This window comes from Psychrobacter pasteurii (assembly GCF_900162815.1).
GTDB lineage: Bacteria > Pseudomonadota > Gammaproteobacteria > Pseudomonadales > Moraxellaceae > Psychrobacter > Psychrobacter pasteurii.
In genome coordinates this window covers 1-20,183 of record NZ_FUGD01000060.1, presented here as the reverse complement: position 1 = coordinate 20,183, position 20,183 = coordinate 1, and the positions used below count along the sequence as shown (strand labels likewise).

Here is a 20,183-nt window from a genome sequence, read left to right as displayed (position 1 = left end):
ACAGTAATAAAGTGGCAGGCGATGAGGGACTCGAACCCCCAACCCTCGGTTTTGGAAACCGATGCTCTACCAATTGAGCCAATCGCCTTTAGTTAAGGTTGACTATTATACAATCTTTTTTGTGGAATGCAACCCTTGTGAGTAATACTCATTAGGTTTCTTTCAAAATAAGACACAGCCAATGAAATACTGTGTTGATCGTAGTCATTAGTGGCGACATTTTAAGCGTTTATTGAGATGAACTCAAGTCACTTTTGACTAAATCACTCGCTTTGTTGATATTAACGCTGTTATTTAAGCGGTATTATCATAATTTCATAAGGCTAAGCTCATTTATCTGCCCTGCCCTAGACTATTACCACCTCAAGTCACAAAACTCCCCTCTTCTAGGTTTAATATCTTCGGAAGCAAGTGTGATCAACTAAAAATTAGCCATAAAAAAAGACCATCTCAAAGAGACGGTCTTTTTTAGCATAATGCTTTACTACGTTAAACTAAAATTAGTTTTTAACGTTAGCAACAACACCAGCACCTACAGTACGGCCACCTTCGCGAATTGCGAAACGTAAACCTTTGTCCATAGCGATTGGGTGGATTAGCTCTACGCTCATCTCAACGTTATCGCCTGGCATTACCATTTCAGTACCTTCTTGTAATTGGATTGCACCAGTTACGTCAGTAGTACGGAAGTAGAACTGTGGACGGTAACCATTCAAGAATGGAGTGTGACGACCACCTTCTTCTTTTGACAGTACGTATACTTCTGCGTCAAATTTAGTGTGTGGAGTGATTGAACCTGGCTTAGCTAGTACTTGACCACGTTGTACGTCTTCACGCTTAGTACCACGTAATAGTACACCACAGTTCTCACCAGCACGACCTTCGTCTAGTAACTTACGGAACATCTCGATACCAGTACAAGTTGTTTTAACTGTGTCTTTGATACCAACGATTTCGATTTCGTCACCAACGCGTACGATACCTGACTCAACACGGCCAGTTACTACTGTACCACGACCTGAGATTGAGAATACGTCTTCGATAGGCATTAGGAATGGCTTATCAACGTCACGCTCTGGCTCTGGGATGTAAGTGTCTAGAGTTTCTAGTAATTCGATTACTGCTGGCTCACCGTACTTACCGTCGTTGCCGTTTAGGGCTTCTAGTGCTGAACCTTTGATGATTGGAGTGTCATCACCTGGGAAGTCGTAGTCTGAAAGTAATTCACGTACTTCCATTTCTACCAGCTCTAGTAATTCTTCGTCGTCTACCATGTCACATTTGTTCATGAATACGATGATGTATGGTACACCAACCTGACGTGATAGTAGGATGTGCTCACGAGTTTGTGGCATTGGGCCGTCAGTCGCTGATACTACTAGAATAGCGCCGTCCATCTGTGCAGCACCAGTAATCATGTTTTTAACATAGTCAGCGTGACCTGGGCAGTCTACGTGTGCGTAGTGACGTGTCTCAGTGTCATATTCAATGTGTGACGTGTTAATTGTAATACCACGTGCTTTTTCTTCTGGTGCAGAGTCAATAGCTGCGTAGTCTTTAGCGTCACCGCCAGAAGTCTTAGCTGCTACTGTTGCGATCGCTGCAGTTAGAGTGGTTTTACCGTGGTCAACGTGACCGATTGTACCAACGTTAACGTGTGGCTTGCTTCGTTCAAACTTGGCCTTTGCCATGAGTATGTCCTCTTATTAATACTAATTCAATTAAGACAGCGGATAAATAATTGTCATAAATAACACTATTTATTTTAGGACTGTCAGAAAATAAGGTTCTTAAAAATAATGATCCTTGAAAATGGTGATCAAGTCAGTCGCAAATGATATAAGAAAACAACAGTAAATGACAAGCCCTTGATACGTAATTGGTCATAAATTCATCAACTACTTACAATGTATTCCGCTTAGGAATACCAAGAACTTGTAATTACTTTTTATTTTCAAGGAGTAGCTAATGGTTAGCTACCCCTCTTATCAAGCTTTAACTTAATCGATCTTACTCTTCGTCGTCATCTTTGCCAGAGAATTTCTTCATAATCTCTTCAGCTACAGACTTAGGTGTTTCAGCATACTTTTGGAATTCCATAGAGTATGTTGCACGACCTTGCGACTGTGAACGTAGGTTAGTTGCATAACCAAACATTTCAGCTAATGGAACTTCAGCACGGATCTGCTTAGTACCACCAGGTAAGTCGTCCATACCTTGAACCATACCACGGCGACGGTTTAAGTCACCCATGATATCACCCATGTATTCTTCTGGAGTTTCAACTTCAACTTTCATCACTGGCTCAAGCAGTACTGGGTTAGCATTCATGAAGCCTTTCTTGAATGCGATAGAACCAGCCATTTTGAACGATAGCTCATCCGAGTCAACGTCATGGTAAGAACCGTCGTATAAAGTCGCTTTAACACCAACAATTGGGTAGCCGGCAAGGATACCGTTCTTCATACGCTCTTGAATACCTTTATCAACCGCACTGTGGTACTCTTTTGGTACAACACCACCAACGATTTCTTCAGCGAATTCGTACTCTGGGCCTTCATCTAGATCTAGAGGCTCAAGCTTCAACCAAACGTGACCGAACTTACCGCGACCACCAGTCTGACGAACGAATTTACCTTCTTGCTCAACAGTACCACGGATAGTTTCACGGTAAGCTACTTGTGGAGCACCGATGTTAGCTTCTACTTTGAACTCACGCTTCATACGGTCAACAAGTACTTCTAAGTGAAGCTCACCCATACCACTGATGATGGTCTGACCTGATTCTTCGTCTGTGTGTACACGGAACGATGGATCTTCTTTAGCTAGGCGACCTAGAGCTACTGACATTTTTTCTTGGTCAGCTTTAGTCTTAGGTTCAACTGCTAGACTGATTACAGGATCAGGGAATTCCATACGCTCTAGAGTAATGATTTCTTTTTCATCACATAGAGTGTCACCAGTACCTACATCTTTCATACCAACTAAGGCAGCGATGTCACCAGCGCGGATTTCTTCAAGCTCTTGTTGTGATTCAGCATGCATCTGTACGATACGACCGATACGCTCACGCTTCATCTTAACTGGGTTGTAAACACTCTCACCCTGCTTGATAACACCAGAGTAAACACGTACGAACGTTAGGTTACCAACGAACTTGTCGTTCATGATTTTGAACGCTAGTGCTGAGAATGGTGCTTCATCAGAAGCTTCACGAGTACCTTCAGTTTCGTCTTTGTCATCAAGGATACCTCTAATTGCAGGTACGTCTTGAGGAGCTGGCATATACTGAATTACCGCATCCAACATCTTCTGTACACCTTTGTTTTTAAAGGCAGTACCACAGTACATTGGAATGATTTCGTTAGCGATAGTACGCTGACGGATAGCGGCATGAATTTCTTCTTCAGTTAGCTCTTCGCCTTCTAAGTACTTGTTCATTAGCTCTTCGTTTGCTTCAGCAGCAACTTCAACTAATTCACTACGGTACTCTTCTGCTTTGTCTTGTAATTCAGCTGGAATTTCACGCTCTTCGTATTCCATACCTAGAGAAGCTGTATCCCAATAGATAGCTTTCATGGTAATTAAGTCAACAACACCTTCGAAGTCGTCTTCTTTACCAATTGGAATAACCATAGCAACTGGGTTACCACCTAGGCGTGTTTTAACTTGTTCTTTAACACGGTAGAAGTCAGCACCAACACGGTCCATTTTGTTAACGAATGCTAAGCGAGGTACTTTATATTTGTTAGCTTGACGCCATACAGTCTCAGACTGAGGCTGTACACCACCAACCGCACAATAAACCATACATGCACCATCAAGTACACGCATTGAACGTTCTACTTCAATCGTGAAGTCAACGTGGCCCGGGGTGTCAATGATGTTAATACGATGCTGTGGGAATTGCTGACCCATACCTGACCAGAAACAAGTCGTTGCTGCTGAGGTAATAGTAATACCACGCTCTTGCTCTTGTTCCATCCAGTCCATAGTAGCTGCGCCGTCATGGCTCTCACCTAGCTTATGGTTTACACCGGTATAGAATAGAATACGTTCGGTCGTGGTTGTTTTACCAGCATCAATGTGTGCTGAAATACCAATATTACGATATCGGTTTAGGGGGGTTGCACGTGCCATAATTTTTTCCTAATGGAATGTCTTTATAATTTATTTCGTTGTAATAGCTTGAGATAGGCAGGAGGTTAGAGTAGCTTCAAAAGATGACAGTTTTATGATACTGGGCTGATGGAGGTTATACAGACTATCAGCTTGGGTACTCATGGCTAGATCATCGATTAGCTAGAATGAAACTGTCTGTATTGTAGGCAGTTTTCCCAACTCACCATTACTTCTCAAAACTTAACGGTATTACGGTTATATCGTTCACTGTAATTTACCAAATTAGGCAGTTAAGCAAACCATATATTATGTAACTTTTTTTGTAAGAGGCTATTATGAATCTTTATTCCTAATAGCCCTAAATCGTGATAACTATACTTATTACTGCTTAAGCACACTCAATTGTAGAGTAATTGCTTAAATTAGAAGCGGTAATGAGAGAATGCTTTGTTAGCATCTGCCATACGGTGAACTTCATCACGCTTCTTAACAGCGTTACCTTTACCTTCATGGGCATCGCCTAACTCACCCGCTAAACGGTAAGCCATAGATTTTTCAGAACGCTTAGAAGCAGCGTCAGCTAACCAACGCATTGCTAAGGCGGTACGACGGGATGGGCGTACTTCCATAGGAACCTGATACGTAGCACCACCAACACGGCGAGCTTTAACCTCAACCATTGGGCGAACGTTTTCAAGTACTTCTTCGAAGAATGCAACTGGATCTTCGATGTTGCGTTTTTCAGCAACTTGCTCTAATGCACCGTAAACAATACGTTCAGCAGTAGATTTTTTACCATCAACCATTACGTGGTTGATGAATTTAGCGATTGTTTGGCTACCAAATTTTGGATCCGGTAGGATCTCACGAGTAGCGACGACGCGACGTCTTGGCATAATAATTTTCCTTGTCTTCAGGGTTGTCTGGCATTCATAACCATATACGAATATAGGTTTAAATAGTGGTTACCAGCCAGCCTTACTGCATGGTGGTATGTTTGCAAATTAGCAGAACACCGATCCCATGCATGTTATTTAGTAATTTGCTAATTAAGCTTTAGGCTTCTTAGCACCATATTTAGAACGACCTTGCTTACGGTCTTTAACGCCTGCACAGTCAAGTGCGCCGCGAACAGTGTGATAACGTACACCTGGTAAGTCTTTAACACGACCACCACGGATTAGTACAACACTGTGCTCTTGCAAGTTATGACCTTCACCACCGATGTAGCTAGATACTTCATAACCTGAAGTCAAACGTACACGACATACTTTACGCATGGCTGAGTTTGGTTTCTTTGGAGTGGTAGTATATACACGAGTACATACACCGCGACGTTGTGGGCATGATTGTAAAGCAGGAACGCCAGACTTTTCCTTTAATACTTTACGACCCTTACGAATCAATTGGTTAGTTGTTGCCATAAGGCATCCTTCTCCCGTTTATTAAATACAAAAAAATGGGCTACCAAGCCGTCATTTGCGGTCTAAGCTTATAATGACTGTAAGAATAAATCTTAGGCCACGTTAAGCTTATTATTAATGCTTCGACAGCTTACCCATTTTTCGGACACTATATTATATAGACTTATTGCAGAATACTCAAGTGGCAGTTACCATTGAGATTAAACAATAAATCGCTTTGAGCTTCCCTATTTTAGGCCATTCCTACTAAGTTTCAAGGGGCAGTCTTTAATAATATTTTGTTAAGCAGTTTTGTGGCAGGCTAAACCTGCAACTCTGTGCTTTATGATAAACTATCTTAGCCCAAATACAGTGGAATAATATCCTCTTTAAAGCCACCCTATTGTCTAAAAACAATCCTAAGTGACCTAACTATGAATAACTCTAATGCTTCTGCAGACTCAGCCACCTTTATCAATCCCAACCAAGACACCCGTATTACCCATGGCAGCCAAGTCCAACTTCACTTTGAAGTCGCTCTAGAAAATGGTACGGTTATTGATTCAACATTCAATCGCCCTGAGCCCGTACGCTTAACTATCGGTGATGAAAGCTTACTGCCAGGTTTTGAAAGCGTATTAAACAACTTGCGCGCTGGTGACACCCGTACCGCTCATTTAGAGCCTGAGCAAGCCTTTGGTGAATGGAACAAAGACAACGTACAAACCTTCAGCCGCACTCAATTTGCTTTAACCGAAGCCAACCCAGAAGTGGGTATGATGATTGAGTTTGAAGATAAGGGCAAAAACACTTTGCCTGGTGTGGTCAGCAAAGTCACTGAAGATGAAGTAGAAGTCGACTTTAACCACCCTCTAGCCGGCCAACCGCTACTATTTAAAGTCCAGATCTTTAAAGTGACCCCTCCTGGTCAAGTGGGCGTGCAATTGATGTAGTTTTTGGCTTTATTAAATACTAAGTCAAACTAAGCAAATAAATACAATAAAGAAAAAGGTATCTATTATGAAATATACCACCCTGCCCCAACTTGGTGACAAAGTTTCCAAAATCTGTTTGGGCACCATGACTTGGGGTCAGCAAAATACTGAAGCTCAAGCACATGAGCAAATGGACTTTGCTTTAGAGCAAGGCGTTAACTTCTGGGATACAGCAGAGATGTACCCTTCTCCGCCTGCTGAAGATAAGCAAGGCGATACTGAGCGCTTTATTGGGACTTGGTTTGCAAAGAATAAACGCCGTGATGAAGTCGTTCTTGCCAGCAAAATCTCACCCATGCGTTTTTTGCGTGAGGGTAAAACCCGTTTTAATGCCAAGCACATTAGCGAAGCCCTTGATGACAATCTAAAGCGCCTGCAAACTGACCATATTGATGTCTACCAGTTGCATTGGCCTGAGCGTGAGACCAACTTCTTTAGCCAGTTGGGCTACACAGAAGAAATGGCCCAACAAGATTTATCAGACTTAACCCCGTTTTTAGAAACTATCGAAGCTTTAAATGAGGAAATCAAAAAAGGTCGCATTAGAGCTTGGGGATTGTCTAACGAAACCACTTGGGGCGTGATGCGCTACTTGTGGGAAGCTGAGAAAAACGGTTTAAAAGGACCTATCAGCATTCAAAACCCTTATAGCTTACTTAACCGTCTGTATGAAGTGGGCTTAGCAGAGGTTTCTCACCGCGAAAACGTGGGCCTACTAGCTTACTCTCCTTTAGGTTTCGGTGTATTATCAGGTAAGTACTTAGGTGGCAAACAGCCGGAAGGGGCTCGCTTGACCATGTATGATCGCTTCCAGCGCTACATTAATGAGGAAGCAAAATGGGCAACTGAACAGTATGCTCGTATTGCTGAAGAAGCGGGACTGGATATGGCACAAATGGCCCTCGCCTTTGTTAATAGTCGTCATTTTGTGACCAGTAACATTATTGGTGCGACCTCTATTGAGCAGCTCGAATCTAACATTGAGAGTATTAATCTTGAATTGAGTGAGGATGTATTACAAGCTATTGAGGCGGTGCATACTCAGCAGCCAAACCCATCTCCTTAGGTTACAGCATTTATTGAAACAAACACGCTTTATATAAGCCACTGCTGATCTATATAAATATATTCCTATAAATCAAAAACCACTGGTTACTTTAAGTAGCCAGTGGTTTTTTTACATCTACTACTAAATCCGCTTTTATTTCAGCGGTTAGTTATGATCTAAGCCGCTGACTTTTGCTTTTCTTTTGCATTATCTGAGTTAGTGGCCTTAGAGTCAGTAGCTTTATGAAGCACTCTATCATGCAAGTCTTCTAGGCCTTGCTGCAAGTTATGATGTAATAGCTGGGTCAACTCATCACGGGTTTTACCTGCCGTTTCAATTTTCTCAAGCGGTAGAATATAAGCCGTTACCGGACCACAATCCATAACATTTAAGAAGCTCTTGGTGAATGAGGTATCGCCAACAAAGGGTACCTGATCATCTAGCTCACCTTCCGCATTGACATAACAAACGACAAGGGGCTGAATAGGCTTGTCGGCGTCCATAGCTGCTTGCAGTAATTTTCCGTATATCTTTTTGATATGGCTGCCATCGGTGGTGGTGCCTTCAGGATAAAAGATAATAGAATAGCCTTTTTTCAAAAACTCAGTAATCTGACCTGAAACTTTGCCTGAGTCCCCCGAGCCACGCTTAATAAATAACGAACCACAAGCACGGGCCAAGCGACCAAAGGCTGGCATAGATTCTACTTCTGCTTTTGATAAGAAAAAAGCAGGTACCACGCTACCCATCACTGGAATGTCCATCCAAGACACGTGGTTAGCCGCCCACAGCCCATGAGTTTCAGGAATCGGTTCAACAGCCACAACATCAATGTGGAAGGCGGCGGCCATATTACGACAAAAAGTCTTGTTATAGCGGGGTAAATCATCACGTTTCGGTACTTCACCCCAGCCATCTACTTTAGAGATGGCGCGATAACCACCGACCATAGTCTCGCCCATACCTTTGATAACTTGCGCTCGTTTCAGCTGCTTAGTTAACTTCTTTGGCAGCAGTTTGCCGGCTTTAGTTTTTATCGTCTTGCTGACAATCGACTTATTTATAGAGGTCTTGCCTAGTTTGTTTTTGTTTTGGACTTTATCAGTCGCTATAGTGTTTTTTTGCATAAAACTTCCTTGATTGAATCAGTTATGCGCCACTATAGCGGTAAAACACCGTTAATATGTCACAGTTTTCGTCTATTTTGATTACAATTATGTTGTTTTTATCACTTTGACGAAATCATTTTACTTTTAACCACTCGACTGTGCAGCTCTTCTAAGCCTGCCTGCATACGCTCTTGAAGCTCAGCCGTCAGCTCATCACGCGTCTTATCTTCAGGGTACAAAGGCTCTAAGGCTAATACGTAAGCTGTGACCAAATCGCCATCGATAACACTCATCAAGCTATCTTTTAACTTAATGCCACCATAATAAGGCACGGTATCATCCAGCTCACCCTCTTTGTTTACATAACACAGAACTACGGGCTGAATGGGCTTATCTGCATCAATCGCTGCTTGTAGTAACTTGCCATGTAGCTTCTTAATTTGTCTTCCGTTGGTGGTGGTGGCTTCAGGGAAAAATACGACTGAGTATCCTTGTTTTAAAAAAGTAGCCATTTGTGAAGCGACCGAGCCGGCATCCCCTGAGCCACGTTGAATAAACAAAGTGCCAGCAACCTTAGCCAAAGGCCCCATGACTGGCATTTTCGCCACTTCTGCCTTCGATAAGAAAAAGGCCGGACTAACACTGCCAATCACAGGAACATCCATCCATGAAACATGGTTAGAGGCCCACAGCGCATGTGTCTTAGGTACAGGCTCAACCTCAATGACTTCTACTCCTAAGGCTCTGGCTGATTTACGACAAAAAGCTTGAATATACTTGGGCAAAATATCTCTTGGCGGCTCACGCCAAGCATCAATCTTCGTTGCGGCTCTATAGCCACCAATTACTGTATCTACTAGGCCCACAGCTGTTTTACTCCGCTTGACACTATTTCTGGTAGTCAACTTAAAGGCATCTTCAATTTTAGATTTCAAACTCATAGCAAGGCCCGTACTTAACTGATTAATAAAAATATAAAAGCTATGGCTTGAACAGCTTGATGACCTATCCTAACCATAAACTCTGAACCAAAAAATTTTAAGATAAAAGAGTATAGCAAATAAATTAATTCCAGTAATCAACTGTTCACTGGTTTTGATTCGCTTACTATTTATTGTCTTATATTTGTACTATTTTTGCCCTTACCCCTTTTAATTTCACTCATTTAACGGCATTAATAAGACATAACGACCTGAGAATCACTCAATACTTCTATTTTCGCTCAGGTTGTCTCCCTTAAATTTTAAGAATAGGTGGATATTTTTGCAGTATTTTGACAGACACGAAGGTGGTGAACGCGCCATCTTAGTACATTTAGAAGTTAGACAAATCTCAGACCCAGATGATTTAGAAGAGTTCAAACTCTTAGTCGATTCTGCGGGGGCTGAGCAGTTGGCTGTAGTCACAGGATCAAGACAAAAGCCCGATGCTAAGTATTTTATTGGTAGTGGTAAGGCGCAAGAAATCGCTGAACAAGTACAAGCTTTAGAAGCAGATATTGTTATTTTCAACCACAGCCTTACCCCTTCTCAAGAACGAAACTTAGAAGCCTTATTACAATGTCGTGTGTTAGACCGCACTGGGCTTATCTTAGACATTTTCGCCCAGCGCGCTCGTACCTATGAAGGTAAGCTCCAAGTTGAGTTAGCGCAATTAAACCACTTGGCTACCCGCCTAGTCAGAGGTTGGACTCACTTAGAGCGTCAAAAAGGGGGGATTGGTTTACGCGGTCCCGGTGAGACTCAGTTAGAAACGGACAGACGTTTACTACAAATTCGCGTGACGCAGCTAAAAGCCAGACTCGATAAAGTTAAGCAGACCCGAGCTCAAGGTCGAGCCAAACGTCAAAAGTCTGATGTATTAACCGTGTCTTTAGTGGGGTACACCAACGCGGGGAAATCCTCTTTATTTAACCGCTTGGTTGATGAAAACATCTATGCAGCCGACCAGTTATTCGCAACGCTAGACCCCACGCTTAGACGCTTAGACTGGCAAGGTGTTGGCCGCGTAGTGTTGGTAGATACTGTAGGTTTCGTCCGCCACTTACCTCACGAATTGGTTGAATCTTTCCATGCCACCTTGGAGGAGACGCTAGAAGCGGACTTATTGCTGCACGTCATCGACTCTTCAAGCCCAGATATGCACGAGCAAATAAAAGCTGTTAAATCGGTATTGGCTGAGATTAACAGTGATGTGCCCGTGCTAAACGTCTACAATAAAATTGATCTGACAGATGAGCCTGCGCGCATCAAATATAGTGAACCTGGAGTACCCAGCCGTGTCTATGTCTCTGCCAAATCAGACTTAGGCATGAGCATGCTGACCACTGCAGTGCAACAACTGCTTACCGGTAAGTTAAATACTTTTGAGTTAACCCTACCTTTTCATGCCGGCAATCTAAAAAATGAGTTGTATCGCTTAGATGTGGTAGAACAAGAAAGCTATGATGAGTCTGGTCATGAGATTTTAACTTTGCGTCTGCCTGCAGATAAATTGCAGCAGTTGTTAGGTCAATCAGATATTGATCCTTTTGAGGTATTACCAAAAGAGCAAGCTGAGCTATTAATTCCTAAGCTTGAGCCTTTTGAAAAAGAGTTAAAACAAGAGGCTGAACAAGCGCTACTGTCTGATGCTAACTTAGAAGAAGAACTTGCTGATTATGAGCTAGACGAGAACCCAGAGTCACTTTCTGAACAAGAGTCTAACGATTAATTTAGCTTTGTTTTATAACAACGATTTATAGCAATTCTCATAATTTTATTAAAAAAGGGCCTTAAGGCTCTTTTTTTTGGTTTAAAATTTGCTTAACGCTTCCCCTTTAACTGATATGATTTGGTAGAATCTAGCTTCCATAGCTTATTGTCTTTGCTTTAGTCTCGATTATTAAGGATGACTCATGCCCACCGCTTCAAACTCTTCTAATAATCAGTTGTCGAAACCCAGATCTAGTCTTTCACTTCCCATAGCCATTCTTTTAACCCTAGCTATTGTCATTGTTATTCGTGAAACTGCAGTGCTAGTTTGTCAGGCATTGGGCTTTGCCAGTGCGGGCAATATTGTGGGCATGATTGCTTTTTTTGTCCTACTGATGGTGGTGCGCTTTACAATCGGAGTTCCAGAATGGCTTACTAATGCCAGTAACACTTTATTGGTAGACAGTGGCTTCGCATTTTTGCCGGTATCTGCTGGGGCAGGCTTACTAATCTTTGGACTAGGCGATGAGCTATGGGGAATTATGCTAACTCTGGTTATCAGTACTTTAATTCCTTTATGGGGTCTGGCAAAACTGTCTAACGTCTGGCTAAATGGTGAGCAAAATGCCACTACTGATCAAGATATAACCCCAGTAGAAAAAGATCCAACTTCTACTAAGGCCAACTCAAACCCTTCTAACGATACTCATAATTAAGGCGATAAGTGATGAATCTATTACAACTTATGCCTGAAGGCACCACTTTATTTACGGTATTTGCCGCTTTTATGCTGACCTTGGTAGCCCACGTGTTGGCCCGCATTTTATCCAAACGAATCGCCGGCCTACCCATGGTAATTACCGCCTTGGTGTTGGTACTGGTGTTCTTATTTATTTTCAGCTGGGACTATGAGCATTACTATGCGGTGGCTAAGCCCATATTTGACCCTCTTTTGGGCTACGTGACTGTGTTGTTGGCCATTCCTTTGGCCACGATGAACCTAAAGGGATTGCCTATTAAAAAGCTGTCTATTATTGTATTAATAGCCAGCTTAGTTGGGGCTTTACTTCCTATGGGAATGGCTTATGCCTTATCCTTGAGCCATGACACAATTTTGGCCTTTGCCACCCGTTCTGTGACCACTCCGATTGGATTAAGCGTGGCGGAAATTATCAAATCCCCTCTAGCATTAGCCAACCTCATTATCATTGTGTCAGGATTACTCGGCGGTGCGGTAGCCAGACCTCTATTCCGCAATGTACAAGATGATAGGGCCAAAGGGCTTGCTTTAGGCTTAGCTGCCCACGCTTTTGGTACTGTAGAAGCTTGGCAAATCAGTCAGACTGCGGGCAGATATGCAGCATTTGGTTTGGCGGTTAATGGCTTAGTTACTGCAGTTTGGGTACCCATATTTTTGGCGGCCTTACTTTAATTGCTGGCCATACTTTAAGTAAATTATCAGTAAGGCTGTAAATTATAAGTTTTAAATCTAGGTTTTTACTGCATCGCTATACGGCACTGCTATAAGAGGGGTTATCATAAAACGATACTGTTTTTCTTAACAATAAACAGACCATACTGGCTTAAAACTTACTTCCAGTAACAATATTTCTTATTCTTTCTGAACTGCTGTTTATCGGATACAGAAGGGATTATCTGTTAGATATAAATGTTTAATAGTGCTATATTACGTTGTCTTATCGTAGTTTATATAGTTTAAGCAAGCTTATAAGTTGCTCTTATCTTATCGGCAAACCTGTAAGCCACTACTACATTACAACCTGCTAATATATAAATTGTATAGCCTCAAATAAGTGAATAATGAATATGACTGAATTGTTGAATAAAGTTCTAACTCGTTCAGCCAGTTTGGTTGCCGGTTCAATAATTATCTCTTCAAGCATATTGGCAGCAAATGCTGGAAATATGTACATTTATAAAGATGATTCTGGTCAGGTACTCCTCACCAATGTGAATCCTTCTGGTAACTTCAACAAATACTCAAAGAAAGTCAAAGTTAACTACTACCCAAACTCAGGGGCAGATGTAACAACGGCCAACACCTTAACTATCCAAGAGCCTAGCTACTTTAGTACGCTAAACTCTAGAAGCTTTAGTGATATGCCAAATAGCCCCAATCCAAGCAATTCAAACAGCAGTAGCATTGGGTCTGGCAATAATCTCTACGATCATTACATCCTTGAGTCGGCCAAACGCCATGGTATTGACCCTGGATTACTAAAAGCCATGATGCACACCGAATCCTCGTTTAACCCCAATGCTCGCTCTCCTGTGGGTGCTCAAGGCTTAATGCAGCTTATGCCAGCTACTGCCCGCCGCTTCTCAGTGGTCAATGCTTGGAACCCTTCAGAAAATATCGAAGGGGCTGCTAAATATGTGGCTTGGTTAAGCAGACGCTTTAACGGAAAAATTGAACATATCTTAGCAGGCTATAACGCAGGCGAAGGTAACGTAGATAAATACGGAGGGGTTCCTCCTTTTAGAGAAACTCGCAACTACGTTCAAAGGGTACTTAATCGTTATAACAGCTTGTATAAAACCAGCAGCTCTTCGTTTAATACTGTGGCCGCAGCCACCTCAGAGCCTAGCTATCCAGCTGAAAACTATGCGGCTAGCTCGACCTCTTTTGGGACTACTAGCAACAGCTATACACAATAGTGGGTAGCTAGATCTTAGCCAAAAGCTGATATTAAAAACTGCATTAAAAAAGGTCTTCTAATTAGAAGGCCTTTTTGTATACACAAATATAAGTTATTCACTAATACAAATAGCTACTGAATAACTTACTGAATAAATAGTTACTGACCAAAAATTAGGCCGTAGGGTGTAGGCGAACATTTAGCTCATCAATAACTTCAACCCAAGCGGCATCTCTTTTCCACTCTTCTTGTAAGAAAGCACGCTGTGAATCGGTCCAAAAATCAGCTTCAATTAATGAAGTGTCTTTGTCTAATAAATGCTCAGCAACGAATTTATCAATGGCTTCATCTGAGCTTTCTAGACCCAACTGAGCAAAAAGTTCATTCATAGTATATTCTGGTTCACCTAACATAGCTTTTCCTCTATTTAATAAAAATTTATTGGCTTTTAGTTTGTATTATTTATTGTCGCTAATAGCTTAAATAGCTTAGTACTCATTTATTCTAGCAAAAGCCCTTAATAAGATTGTGCGAAAAGTATTTAGAAGCTTTGCGATTGTGTTAATAATAAGGCTTTTAAGTTCTAACAATTTGGGTCAGTCGACTTAATCCAATCGCCTCAAATTTTTATGAAAATAAAAGACAAAAAAGCCTGCAAAAATGCAGGCTTTTTTTATGGCAGTAAGGATTTAAAAAATTAATTTAAACCCATCAAGCCTCTACTATGGAAGTAGGTGCTCAACTGCATCACGCTCTTCGCTAAGCTCTTGCTCAGTCGCTTTCATCTTCTCTTGTGAGAATTCAGATGAAGTATCTAGGCCTTCAACGATTTTCCAATCGCCGTTGCTGCAAGTACATGGGTACGAGTAGATTAGGCCTTCAGCGATACCGTATTCACCTTGTGAGTATACGCCCATAGAAACCCAATCGTTCTCATCAGAACCTAGAGCCCAAGTACGCATGTGAGCGATAGCAGCGTTAGCAGCAGAAGCAGCTGATGAGGCGCCACGCGCTTCAATGATAGCTGCACCACGTTTTTGTACGCTTGGGATGTAGCTGTTTTCGTACCAGTCACGGTCAACTTGATCTAAAGCTGGCTTACCGTTAACAGTACACTCAGTTAGATCTGGGTACTGAGTTGATGAGTGGTTACCCCAAATGATCATTTTTTTGATGTCATTTACAGTAGTGTTGGTCTCTTCAGCTAATTGAGCTAAACCGCGGTTGTGGTCTAGACGAGTCATAGCAGTGAAGTTGCGTGGATCTAAATCTGGAGCATTACGCTGAGCGATTAAAGCGTTAGTGTTAGCTGGGTTGCCCACAACCAATACTTTAACATCACGGCTAGCTACTTCGTTTAAAGCTTTACCTTGAGCTGAGAAGATAGCAGCGTTAGCTTCAAGTAAGTCTTTACGCTCCATACCAGGACCACGAGGACGAGCACCTACTAATAAAGCGTAGTCTGCGTCTTTGAAAGCAACGGTAGCATCATCAGTTTGTACCACACCCGCTAATAATGGGAAGGCACAATCTTCAAGCTCCATAACAACCCCTTTTAGGGCGTCAAGTGCTGGTGTGATTTCTAAAAGCTGTAAGATTACAGGCTGGTCTTTACCTAGCATTTCGCCTGAAGCAATACGAAACAGCATAGCATAACTAATATTACCAGCAGCACCAGTAACGGCAACGCGAACAGGTTGTTTCATTTAATTCTCCTAGAGATTTAGTGAGGTTTTTTTCCATTGGGTTATGACAAGAGCTGTCATGTATAGGCAACCATTAGCAAGTGACGGCACATTTGCCCAAATGTAGCAGGGCCCAATTAAACAGCTGTTTCATCCGCTGCAAATCACACTCTACAATGCATCCTATCACTACCAGAGTGTCAACCTAACCTAAGACTCTTTGAACTGATTACTTATCATCATAAGAGCACAAGTATTCAATTAAAAAAATCGTAGCAGGCTGACAATGCCTTCTATAAAGCGGTGTACATTTTTAATGCGGTAAAAGTGTAGCACCTTTCAAAATTTTGCTCAAACCTAATTATCTGTAAATTTATAAAAAATAAGGGATAGCAATTTATCTCTTGCTATCCCCTACTCTAATTATTAATAGCCGGCAGGAATGGTGCCCATACGCTGTGAAATAGACATGTTAGCACCTAATAAACTGCTATAAATGGTGGCGTTTTCCATCACTCGTTTGACATAGTTACGAGTTTCAGGATATGCAATACTTTCTACATATTGGTCGGCAGCTAATGAGCCATAAACAGGTTGCCAACGCTTAGCTTTATTAGGGCCAGCGTTATAGCCTGCTGTAGCCAGTACCGGTTGATTATATAATTTACCCATAATATCACTCATATACCAAGTACCATAACGGATATTGGTATCGCCATTATTGGCACGGCTAGCACTGTAAGTCTCGCCTAGGTTACGCGCAATATATTTGGCAGTATTTGGCATAATTTGCATTAGACCACTGGCACCCACACCTGAGCGTGCCGTACTAACGAAGCGACTTTCTTGGCGCATGATGCCATACGCCCAAGCCGGATCAATACCCACTTGACGGCTGTAACGAACCACTTCGTTTTGATGCGGCATTGGATGCGATAAACTAAAGGCATTTAAGCCCTCTGTGCTATCGATGGCATAAATAGAGCGGTCTAGCCAGCCCATATCATGCGCATATTTAGAAGCTGCAACAATCATCTTATTGTCATTGTTATCGCGCGCTTTTTTCACCGCCCAGTTCCATTCACGGTTGGCATAAGTACGGCTGGCATTTGCATTATACAAAGCAAAGGCACGGGCAAAGTGAGGATCGTTAAGCATACGATTGGTATCACTACTTGCCACATTAGGCAAAGCGGTACTGCCCGCACTAAAGCGTTGATTGACTTTGTCTTTAGCTAAAAACCCGTAATAATCACTGTTGTTGGCCAAGCGCTGATAAATCTGACGAGCCAAGGCTTTTTTATTGCCATCTCCAACTTGCTCGTAGGCACGCGCTAACCAATACTGCCAGATATTTTCTTTTTGAACCTCATTGTCCATGCTGCCAATGGCGTTAATTAAATCATTCCACTGACTAAAACGAATGGCTGCGGTGGCATAGTCTTCCGCTTCTTCATAGTTAAATGATTCGCCCAAGCTGTTACGGAACCAAGTAATTGCTTCATCATTAAAGCCATCATCGGTATTGTAGTACATACGCTTCACGCCCAGGATACGATAGGCATAACGGCGAGTCTCTTCATTAATTAGTTTTTGCGGACGATTGTTATCTTGCTTAATGTCGAAATCTACTTGAATGGCCGCTTCACGGTAAGACTTATCAGCGATGCGTCCAATGGCATAAAGGTATAAGTACTGGTTTTTTACACTATTGGGCTGATTGCCAAAGCGGGTTAAAAACCCAGCAGGATTTAATTGAATTTCACTTAGTTCACTATAAGCAATAGGCGTACCTAGTGACTGTGCTAAGGCCATGATGTCGCCGGTATTCCCCACCCGTAACATACGCAACAAGCGCTGTTTACGGTCGGCGTTATTAATCATCGGGTTGCCATTCATTTCTGTAGCAAGCTGGCTACATAAAGCGGGCTGCTTTTTGGTAGTTAACCAAACATCTGGCTTTAGCGCCATTGCTCTCATGGCATCACCGCCATTATTAAATCCTAAAGCCACTGCACATTTTTCACTATCATCCGCATTGTGAACATAGTTGGCCACTTGGCGCACGGCATTATAGTCGCCAGACTGAGCTTTGGTTTCTGCATAGTCTGCAGCCAGCTTCTCTGCCATAACGCTGCCGCTATATTGGCTAGCAAACTGGGTTACCACGTTGGGATGCAAGGTAGAGATGTCATTATTTAAGCGCCAGTAAGCAGGATACATAGCAAATAAGCCATTACCCATCATTTGCTCATACTGGTACAAAGCCCCTGAATCTCGGCGCTCACCAGCTGCCAGGGCTTCATTAAAGTAGTTGATACTGGTGTCATTGCTATAGTTAGAGCTGCTGCCTGGCCAAGAGATCTGGGCACAAGCAAACTGGGTCATACCCATGAGGGCTAATAAGGAGACAGCCATAGGTGCCTTAGCCCCAAAACCACGTGCTTTAATCGTAGTATTTAGCTGTTTTGGTAGTTTATTAGTAAAGGTTTTTTTTAGCATAGATACAATCTTATTATTAAAAAATTTAAAAGTTAGCTTATTAAATCAAAACACGTCTTCGTCTAGATTATAGGCAACAAACAGGGTGAGCCAAAATGCTTTATGTAAGCTGATGTTGCAGGCTTGCTTACAAAGTTTAATTTTTTAACAATCGACTCTATATCTGATAGCTTTAACATTCAACCCCCACTAGCTTATGTTATAATAACGTCCAATTATTGCCATTTAAATGGGCATCCCTTACCGATATTTTTATCGCTGTATCTGTCTTATACCCTCTTTATTATCTATATTTGATAATTTTTACTGACTATCATCTTGGACTGCTTAATATGAGTGCTACTTTATTTGACCCTAAAACTATTCGTCAGCAACCAGCGGATAACTCACACTCAGCTGAACCCCTAGCTGTGGATAGCTTAGCTCAAGCCAATCAGCCTGCAGGAACAGCAAAGAAGAAAGTTTATATTGCCACCCAAGGCTGCCAGATGAACGTGTATGACTCAGAAAAAATGGGTAACGTGCTGGGCGACTCTCATGACATGGTGGTCACTAACAATATCGAAGAAGCCGATGTGCTGTTGATGAACACCTGCTCTATCCGTGAAAAAGCTCAAGAAAAAGTATTCTCTGAGCTGGGCCGCTGGCGCAAGCTAAAAGAAGACAATCCAGACCTAGTCATTGGTGTGGGTGGCTGTGTGGCCTCACAAGAAGGCGATAATATCCAAAAGCGCGCCCCTTATGTCGACATGGTGTTCGGTCCACAAACCTTACACAGATTGCCTGAGCTTTATGATAAGTCGACCCATCAGCGTGATGTTAAGCCCAAAGACCGTATTGGTACGGTCGATGTGTCATTCCCAAGCATCGAGAAATTTGACTTCTTACCTGAGCCAAAGGTAGAAGGCTACCGTGCATTCGTTTCTATCATGGAAGGCTGTTCAAAATACTGCTCATTCTGCGTGGTGCCTTACACCCGCGGTGAAGAGTTGTCTCGCCCACTAGACGATGTACTGGCTGAAATCGATAGCTTGGCGGAGCAAGGGGTACGTGAAATTACCCTATTGGGTCAAAACGTAAACGGCTATCGCGGTGAAAAAGACGATGGCAGCATTTGCCGCTTTGCTGAGTTACTACACTATGTGGCTCATGTTGACGGTATCGAGCGTATCCGCTACACCACCAGTCATCCTTTAGAGTTCACTGATGACATCATTGAGGCTTATGCTAAGTTGCCACAGCTGGTATCGCACCTACACCTACCCGTACAAAGTGGCTCTAATAAAATCTTAGCCGCGATGAAACGCAACCATACTATTGATGTGTATATCAATCAGATCAAAAAGCTGATGGCAGTTCGCCCAGATATGCACCTATCTAGTGACTTTATTATTGGTTTCCCAGGCGAGACTGAAGAGGACTTCCTAGATACGCTAAATCTAGCCAAAGATTTAGATTTCGATCACTCTTATAGCTTTATTTATTCAAAGCGTCCAGGTACGCCTGCTGCTGAATTACCAGATGATGTGAGCTTAGCGACCAAAAAAGAGCGCTTGGCTATCTTTCAAAAAGTGATTCGTGATTCAACGCTAAAGAAAACCGAAGAGATGGTCGGCAAAACCTTACGCGTGATGGTTGAAGAAGTGGCTGATCGCTACCCAGACCAACTATTAGGGACCGCTGACAACACCCGCTCAGTCTTATTTAAAGCCACTGAGCAACAGAAAAAAGATCTGATGGGCAAATTTGTGACCGTGAAAATTAACGATTACGTCAGCCCGCACATGGTACGTGGTGAGTTGGTTGATATCTTAGGCTAATTGTCTAGCTGTTAACTGCTTATAGAATAAAAAGCGCCCAGTGATTCTGAACTGAACCCCATAAGTTGGACACAACTTATGGGGTATTTTTATGCGTTACGACCTAGACTTTAAGATAAAAGTCATAGCATACTATAGGCAAGGAC

The 20,183-nt window shown here is 42.3% G+C and carries 16 protein-coding genes and 1 tRNA gene; 7 read left to right on the top strand and 10 right to left on the bottom strand.

Translation table 11 applies throughout. The features are described from left to right. Nucleotides 1-12: 12 nt before the first annotated feature. From A1232T_RS03830 to rpsL, 5 genes are all read right to left on the bottom strand, one after another. Nucleotides 13-88, bottom strand: a tRNA-Trp gene (locus A1232T_RS03830). Nucleotides 89-500: 412 nt separating this feature from the next. Then, the gene (gene tuf, locus A1232T_RS03825) at nt 501-1,691 is read right to left on the bottom strand and encodes an elongation factor Tu (protein WP_077448144.1); all 1,191 of its coding nucleotides are present in this window, start codon (nt 1,689-1,691) and stop codon (nt 501-503) included. Between the two features lie 319 nt (nt 1,692-2,010). Further along, nucleotides 2,011-4,140, bottom strand: coding sequence for an elongation factor G (gene fusA, locus A1232T_RS03820; RefSeq protein WP_077448143.1), 2,130 nt, complete (start codon nt 4,138-4,140; stop codon nt 2,011-2,013). Nucleotides 4,141-4,544: 404 nt separating this feature from the next. After that, nucleotides 4,545-5,018, bottom strand: a complete 474-nt coding sequence (rpsG, locus tag A1232T_RS03815; protein ID WP_077448142.1) for a 30S ribosomal protein S7 — start codon at nt 5,016-5,018, stop codon at nt 4,545-4,547. Nucleotides 5,019-5,171: 153 nt separating this feature from the next. Next, nucleotides 5,172-5,546 (bottom strand): 30S ribosomal protein S12, encoded by a 375-nt coding sequence (gene rpsL, locus A1232T_RS03810; protein WP_007395523.1) that lies wholly within the window; start codon nt 5,544-5,546, stop codon nt 5,172-5,174. 413 nt (nt 5,547-5,959) lie between these two features. On the opposite strand from rpsL, the gene A1232T_RS03805 reads away from it, so the two are divergent. Together A1232T_RS03805 and A1232T_RS03800 are read left to right on the top strand one after the other, a co-directional pair. After that, nucleotides 5,960-6,478, top strand: a complete 519-nt coding sequence (locus A1232T_RS03805; protein WP_077448141.1) for an FKBP-type peptidyl-prolyl cis-trans isomerase — start codon at nt 5,960-5,962, stop codon at nt 6,476-6,478. A 67-nt stretch (nt 6,479-6,545) separates the two neighbouring features. Continuing rightward, nucleotides 6,546-7,586 (top strand): aldo/keto reductase, encoded by a 1,041-nt coding sequence (locus A1232T_RS03800; RefSeq protein WP_077448140.1) that lies wholly within the window; start codon nt 6,546-6,548, stop codon nt 7,584-7,586. Between the two features lie 158 nt (nt 7,587-7,744). Here A1232T_RS03800 and A1232T_RS03795 read toward each other — a convergent pair whose 3' ends face one another. Both A1232T_RS03795 and A1232T_RS03790 read right to left on the bottom strand, forming a co-directional pair. After that, nucleotides 7,745-8,695 (bottom strand): lysophospholipid acyltransferase family protein, encoded by a 951-nt coding sequence (locus A1232T_RS03795; RefSeq protein WP_077448139.1) that lies wholly within the window; start codon nt 8,693-8,695, stop codon nt 7,745-7,747. 101 nt (nt 8,696-8,796) lie between these two features. Then, nucleotides 8,797-9,618, bottom strand: coding sequence for a lysophospholipid acyltransferase family protein (locus A1232T_RS03790; protein WP_077448138.1), 822 nt, complete (start codon nt 9,616-9,618; stop codon nt 8,797-8,799). A gap of 322 nt (nt 9,619-9,940) precedes the next feature. Between A1232T_RS03790 and hflX the strand changes: the two genes are divergently transcribed. The 4 genes from hflX (at nt 9,941) to A1232T_RS03770 (ending at nt 14,049) form a co-directional block, all read left to right on the top strand. Next, nucleotides 9,941-11,389: a ribosome rescue GTPase HflX gene (gene hflX / locus A1232T_RS03785; RefSeq protein WP_077448137.1), complete on the top strand. Its 1,449-nt coding sequence runs from the start codon at nt 9,941-9,943 to the stop codon at nt 11,387-11,389. Between the two features lie 184 nt (nt 11,390-11,573). Beyond that, nucleotides 11,574-12,086, top strand: coding sequence for a CidA/LrgA family protein (locus tag A1232T_RS03780; protein ID WP_077448136.1), 513 nt, complete (start codon nt 11,574-11,576; stop codon nt 12,084-12,086). 11 nt (nt 12,087-12,097) lie between these two features. Beyond that, the gene (locus A1232T_RS03775) at nt 12,098-12,802 is read left to right on the top strand and encodes an LrgB family protein (RefSeq protein WP_077448135.1); all 705 of its coding nucleotides are present in this window, start codon (nt 12,098-12,100) and stop codon (nt 12,800-12,802) included. A 395-nt stretch (nt 12,803-13,197) separates the two neighbouring features. Beyond that, on the top strand, nt 13,198-14,049 hold the full coding sequence (locus A1232T_RS03770; RefSeq protein WP_095532724.1) for a lytic transglycosylase domain-containing protein: 852 nt from the start codon (nt 13,198-13,200) through the stop codon (nt 14,047-14,049). Between the two features lie 154 nt (nt 14,050-14,203). On the opposite strand, the gene A1232T_RS03765 is transcribed toward A1232T_RS03770, so the two are convergent. From A1232T_RS03765 to A1232T_RS03755, 3 genes are all read right to left on the bottom strand, one after another. Continuing rightward, nucleotides 14,204-14,443 carry a DUF2789 domain-containing protein gene (locus A1232T_RS03765; RefSeq protein ID WP_077448133.1) on the bottom strand — a complete coding sequence of 80 codons (240 nt, stop codon included), beginning with the start codon at nt 14,441-14,443 and terminating at the stop codon, nt 14,204-14,206. A gap of 309 nt (nt 14,444-14,752) precedes the next feature. Continuing rightward, nucleotides 14,753-15,736, bottom strand: coding sequence for a malate dehydrogenase (locus tag A1232T_RS03760; protein ID WP_077448132.1), 984 nt, complete (start codon nt 15,734-15,736; stop codon nt 14,753-14,755). 405 nt (nt 15,737-16,141) lie between these two features. Beyond that, nucleotides 16,142-18,133, bottom strand: coding sequence for a lytic transglycosylase domain-containing protein (locus A1232T_RS03755; protein ID WP_077448162.1), 1,992 nt, complete (start codon nt 18,131-18,133; stop codon nt 16,142-16,144). Nucleotides 18,134-18,549: 416 nt separating this feature from the next. Between A1232T_RS03755 and miaB the strand changes: the two genes are divergently transcribed. Next, entirely contained in the window at nt 18,550-20,037 is a 1,488-nt protein-coding gene (gene miaB, locus A1232T_RS03750; protein WP_077448131.1) for a tRNA (N6-isopentenyl adenosine(37)-C2)-methylthiotransferase MiaB, read from the top strand. The last annotated feature ends 146 nt before the right edge of the window (nt 20,038-20,183 follow it).

Bases quoted from the DNA above. Each gene is read 5' to 3' on its own strand.
- tuf (WP_077448144.1), bottom strand. From the start codon at position 1,691: ATGGCAAAGGCCAAGTTTGAACGAAGCAAGCCACACGTTAACGTTGGT.
- fusA (WP_077448143.1), bottom strand. From the start codon at position 4,140: ATGGCACGTGCAACCCCCCTAAACCGATATCGTAATATTGGTATTTCA.
- rpsG (WP_077448142.1), bottom strand. From the start codon at position 5,018: ATGCCAAGACGTCGCGTCGTCGCTACTCGTGAGATCCTACCGGATCCA.
- rpsL (WP_007395523.1), bottom strand. From the start codon at position 5,546: ATGGCAACAACTAACCAATTGATTCGTAAGGGTCGTAAAGTATTAAAG.
- A1232T_RS03805 (WP_077448141.1), top strand. From the start codon at position 5,960: ATGAATAACTCTAATGCTTCTGCAGACTCAGCCACCTTTATCAATCCC.
- A1232T_RS03800 (WP_077448140.1), top strand. From the start codon at position 6,546: ATGAAATATACCACCCTGCCCCAACTTGGTGACAAAGTTTCCAAAATC.
- A1232T_RS03795 (WP_077448139.1), bottom strand. From the start codon at position 8,695: ATGCAAAAAAACACTATAGCGACTGATAAAGTCCAAAACAAAAACAAA.
- A1232T_RS03790 (WP_077448138.1), bottom strand. From the start codon at position 9,618: ATGAGTTTGAAATCTAAAATTGAAGATGCCTTTAAGTTGACTACCAGA.
- A1232T_RS03780 (WP_077448136.1), top strand. From the start codon at position 11,574: ATGCCCACCGCTTCAAACTCTTCTAATAATCAGTTGTCGAAACCCAGA.
- A1232T_RS03775 (WP_077448135.1), top strand. From the start codon at position 12,098: ATGAATCTATTACAACTTATGCCTGAAGGCACCACTTTATTTACGGTA.
- A1232T_RS03770 (WP_095532724.1), top strand. From the start codon at position 13,198: ATGACTGAATTGTTGAATAAAGTTCTAACTCGTTCAGCCAGTTTGGTT.
- A1232T_RS03765 (WP_077448133.1), bottom strand. From the start codon at position 14,443: ATGTTAGGTGAACCAGAATATACTATGAATGAACTTTTTGCTCAGTTG.
- A1232T_RS03760 (WP_077448132.1), bottom strand. From the start codon at position 15,736: ATGAAACAACCTGTTCGCGTTGCCGTTACTGGTGCTGCTGGTAATATT.
- A1232T_RS03755 (WP_077448162.1), bottom strand. From the start codon at position 18,133: ATGGCTGTCTCCTTATTAGCCCTCATGGGTATGACCCAGTTTGCTTGT.
- miaB (WP_077448131.1), top strand. From the start codon at position 18,550: ATGAGTGCTACTTTATTTGACCCTAAAACTATTCGTCAGCAACCAGCG.